The 4,100-nt window shown below is 71.0% G+C and carries 3 protein-coding genes; all 3 read right to left on the bottom strand.

From position 1 onward, the window contains the following. A partial coding sequence (locus ACFPZL_RS10745) for an FAD-dependent oxidoreductase (RefSeq protein ID WP_382335388.1) occupies nt 1–1,035 on the bottom strand: 1,035 nt, incomplete at its 3' end. Further along, nucleotides 1,032–2,225: a cytochrome P450 gene (locus ACFPZL_RS10740; RefSeq protein WP_218114930.1), complete on the bottom strand. Its 1,194-nt coding sequence runs from the start codon at nt 2,223–2,225 to the stop codon at nt 1,032–1,034. The genes ACFPZL_RS10740 and ACFPZL_RS10745, both read right to left, overlap by 4 nt. 187 nt (nt 2,226–2,412) lie before the next feature. After that, nucleotides 2,413–4,100 (bottom strand): LuxR C-terminal-related transcriptional regulator (locus ACFPZL_RS10735; protein WP_382335386.1); only part of this gene is annotated, 1,688 nt, incomplete at its 5' end.

The raw sequence follows: 4,100 nt of genomic DNA, 5'->3' as shown, positions 1-4,100 counted from the left end.
GGCGAGGCGCCCGTCATGGTCGGCCGAGCCCTGCGGCGGCTCGCTGCCGAAGAGCCGCCGGGCCTCGGGGGCGTGGTCGAAGCCGATCGCCGTCACAAGGCTGTCCGCCTCGATCTCGATCTGCTCGCCCGAGGCCGACTGCAACCGGATCGCGGCGGTGCCGATGCCGTTGCCGGAGCCGTTGCCCGAGCCGACCTCGATCGGAGTGCAGCCGAAACGGAAGCGGATGGTCACCCGCGTGCGGTCGGTCGCCGGGCGCGCGCTGAGCTCCCGGAGCAGTTGCGCCTTCGAGTCGTCCGGGGCCTCGTCCGTGCCGGCTTCGATGTCCGTGCCGGCTTCAATGCCCGCGCCGGGTTGGATGCCGGGGCCGGGGGCGACCTCGACCCGCACGCCGTCGAGCTCGCCGAGCTGTCGCAGCATGGCCAGGTCGAAGCGTGCCTCGTGGGGGCGGCCGCGTCCGATCACGTCGATGTGCCGGAGCTCCGCGCGCATCTCGTTCCACGCCGGGAGGTCGAGGTCGGAGCCGTCGAAGGTCTCGTCGCTCCCGGCGAGAAGCCGCGCGATGTCCATGGCGACGTTTCCCATCCCGACGATCGCGGTGCGCGCGCCGAAGCGGAAACCGTCCAGCTCCGCGCGGGGGTGTCCGTTGATCCAGCGCATGAGATGCCCGGCACCGACGCGCTTCACGTCCTCGACCACGGGGACGGGGAGTGCGCGATCCGCATCCAGACCGGTCGCCACGATCACGATGTCGAAGGCCTCGCGCAGATCGTCGAGCCCGATGTCGGTTCCGACGTCGACGTTCCCGGCGAAGCGCACGCCCTGCCGCTCGAACAGCCGGTCGAACTGGCGGGCGACGGACTTCGTCCCCTGGTGATCGGGGGCGACCCCGTATCTCACCAGCCCGTACGGCACCGGGAGCCGGTCGAAGACGGTGATCTCGGCCTCCGGAAGACGTTTGAGGAGGGCCTGCGCCGCATAGCAGCCGCTCGGACCGCTCCCGACGATCGCGACCGACGGGGCGACGACCGTCACTGCTCGCCCAGCATGACGGGCAGGTTCTTCACCCCGCGGACGAACAGGCCGTGCTCGACCACCGGCCGATCCGGATCCAGGCGGAGGTCGGGGAGGCCGGCGACGATCTCCTCGAGGGCGACGCGCTCCACCTCGCGTCCGAGGAAGTGCCCGGCGCAGAAGTGCTCGCCGTAGCCGAAGGAGGCCTGCGCCTGCCGGGGGCGGAAGACGTCGAAGCGCTCGGGGTCCTCGTAGCGGCGCTCATCGCGATTCGCGGAGGCGACCGCCAGCTGGATCTCATCGCCCGCCGGAATGGTGATCCCGTCCACCTCGATGTCGACGAGCGCCTTGCGCTGCACCGTGCCGAACGGGGCGATCCAGCGCAGGCCCTCGTGCACCGCTGCGGGCACGAGCGACGGATCCGCGACCACTGCCGCGTACTGCTCGGGTTCCGTGAGCAGGCCGAGCAGCGACGCCGCCGCCGCGTGCCCGGGCTCCTGGAATCCGCCGAGCACGATCACCCATGCGGTCCCGATGATCTCGTCGAGGGGGCGCGGACCCTCGTCTTCGGTGTTCCCGGTGAACAGCGCCGAGAGGATGGATTCGTCCGGGTCGGCGGTGAGCTTCGGGTAGACCGACTCCGAGTACTCGTGGATCTCGCGCTTCGCGGTGTTCGCTCGGGAGTCCACCTCGGGGTCTCCGGCGAAGTTGTTGAGGCCCTGGTTGAGGTCGTTGAACCAGCGCTGCAGAGTGTCGTCATCGAAGTCGCTGAGTCCGAGCACGTTCGCGACGACGCGGACGGAGATCCGCTCGAGCAGATCCTTCGAGGCGTCGAACCGCCCCATCTCGCGGACCCGCTGCACGTACTCGCGCGCCACCGGCCGGGTCAGCGCATCCACGTACTTGGCCACGGCCTTCGGCCGCAGCGGGACGTCGACGGCGCTGCGGAGCCGGGCGTGCGGGTCGCCTCCCATGGTGAGGATATTCCGGCCGAAGAAGCTGTCGGAGTACAGGCTCTCGGAGTTGGTCGCGCCCTCCAGCTTGCCGATGTACTCGCAGTCGTCCCATCGCGAGACCATCCAGCCCTCGACCGCCGGCACGTAGGCGACCGGTGCGTGCTCCCGCCAGTGCGCGAAGAAGGGATAGGGATCCTGCTCCAGATCCTCGATCGTGGCGCTCTCCGCGTCCAGCAGGTGTGCAACGGTGCTCATATCGGTCCTCTCGCCTCATTGCGCCGGGTCCAAGCGGTGGCTACGGCAGCTCATCCCAGTCTCGGGGCCCCGCCGCCGCCTGAGAAGTGTGAATAACCGAACATCGGGGTTCGGGAATCACCCGATCCGGTTGCCTCGCGCCGGCTCCGTGCCGCGATTCCGTGCCCCGGCTCCCCGACGCCGCGGCTCACTCCGCGAGGCCGCGGCGCGCCACCCACGCGGCGATCTGCGCCCGCGAGGAGTAGCCGAGACGGGTGAAGATCCGTTCGACGTGGGCCTCGACCGCGCGCACGCTGACCATCAGGCGCGCGGCGATCTCCTTGTTCGTTCGCCCCTCGGCGATCAGGCCCGCCACCTGCAGCTGACGGTCCGTGAGACCGTGAGGCGAGCTCGCCTCCTGCGGTCGCTTCGCCGAGGTCGACGCGTCCATCCACTCCACCGCATCGACGATGCCCTGGAGCTCCCCCTGACGCACCAGCTCGGCGAGCTCTGCCGATCCCAGGCGCTCGGCGAGCAGCGTGCTCGCCTCATCCCCCAGTGCCGAGGTCCCCCAGAAGTGCACGGGCACGTCGTAGACGCGCTCGAGCGATCGGACGACGCCCCTGAGCCTCGCCGCGCGCTCGACCTCCCCCTCCTGCGCCTGCTGCCAGACGAGGAGCTCGAGACAGAGCGACGCGACGTGCTTGTCGCCGTGGTCGATCGCCGCGCGGACGCCCTCCATCGCGTAACGGCGCGCGGCGGCGCGGTCCCCGCGGCTCCAGGCGACGAGACCGGCCGCCCAGAGCGCGAACGTGCGCAGCCACACCTCACCGCTCGCGTCGCTGATCGCCAGCGCGCTGGTGCACATCTCCGCCGCGCGCTCGACCTCCCCCGCGCGCCAGTACGCTGCGGCGAGATGGGATTCGGCGATGAACTGCTGGGCGGCGGTATCCCCGGCCCGTCGGTGGCCCTCGCAGGCGAGGGCCAGCAGCCGGATCGATTCAGCGGCGTTGTCCGCATAGAGCTCGCGTATGCCCCGCACTTGGGCGAGCCTGGCCTCCTCGACCGCGTCGCTCGCCTGGACGGAGCCGAGCGCCTCCTCGGAGCCCGAGATGTCGTTGCCGCCCAGCGCGAGCCAGGCGATCGTCCAGTTCTTGTCGAACTCGGTCGCCCGGTCCAACTCGGCGTGCTCCGCGATCGCGTCGATCCAGGCGAGCGCCTGCTTGACGCGATTTCGCGCGGTGAACAGCGGCCAGAGCGCGCAGACGACGCGCATGAGATCAGCGCCATCGGCCCGGGAGGTCGCGGCGCCGGCGGTGTCGACGAGCATCTCGAGCGTCGGCAGGTCCCGTTCGATCTCGTCGAACTCCTCTATCTCGCGCGGGCCGAACCAGAGCCGGGTGAAGTCGGCGCAGCGCGCGGTCCACCAGTTCAGGATCCCGCGTCGCGTCTGCTCGAGAAGCTCGGGCCGGGTTCGCCGGGAGGCGATCCGATCGGGCAGACGGTAGAGCACGCGCACGACGAACCGCGCGGGGGTGTCGTCGGTGCGTCTCACGACGCCCCGGGTGACGAGCTCGGCGAGCACGGCCTCGGGGTGCGCGAGCCCGTGGGCGGAGAGCACCTGCGTCGCGAGCGCGAGGGTGAACGGCGTGTCGAACGCGGCGAGCGCCGCCCACGCGCGTCGGAGCTCGCCGGACCCGCCGTCGGCGAGCTCGTCGACACGATCGAGGAGGGGCCGGATCGTGGCCGGCACGTCCGCATCCGCCTCGTTCGCGAGCGCGTGGAGCAGCTCGATGATCTCGGTGACCGAACGCGTGCGCATGGCTCCGGCCGCCGCGCGCAGCACCTGGGCGTCGGGGCCCACCTTGGCGAGGAGTGCGTCGTGCCATCCGAACT

Source organism: Leucobacter soli (assembly GCF_042659205.1).
In the GTDB taxonomy this organism is placed as follows: Bacteria; Actinomycetota; Actinomycetes; order Actinomycetales; family Microbacteriaceae; genus Leucobacter; species Leucobacter soli.
This window is presented reverse-complemented; position numbering and strand designations above follow the sequence as displayed.

Excerpts from the sequence above, each read along its gene's own strand:
- ACFPZL_RS10740 (WP_218114930.1), bottom strand. The coding sequence starts at position 2,225 with ATGAGCACCGTTGCACACCTGCTGGACGCGGAGAGCGCCACGATCGAG.